At 34.3% G+C, this 245-nt stretch carries 1 protein-coding gene; it reads right to left on the bottom strand.

The features are described from left to right. The coding region (locus ACRHNM_RS17800) for a hypothetical protein (protein ID WP_431137974.1) at positions 1 to 245 on the bottom strand (245 nt) is incomplete at both ends.

Below are 245 nucleotides of genomic sequence, written 5' to 3'. Positions count from 1 at the left end.
ATAAAAAGAGTGAATAGTCCTATTTGATTTTACTAATGGCTCTTTCGGGTCAACAAAAGGGATTAAAACTTCGAGTGCTTGATGAATTATCCATGGATATGGCCTTAAATGCCTATGCATGTGATGATTTAGCCAATTGTTAACCCATTCTATTTCAGTCCAGTCCATTTTATTTGAGTACTCGACCGAATTAAGTCCTTTCGATACTTTAATTAAAGTTGAAAGTCCAATGTTTTTTCCGTTTG

The sequence above is a fragment of the Psychroserpens mesophilus genome, from assembly GCF_050617655.1.
In the GTDB taxonomy this organism is placed as follows: Bacteria; Bacteroidota; Bacteroidia; order Flavobacteriales; family Flavobacteriaceae; genus Psychroserpens; species Psychroserpens mesophilus_A.
The sequence above is the reverse complement of the archived record's forward strand: the minus strand, read 5'-3'. Positions and strand labels throughout refer to the sequence as shown.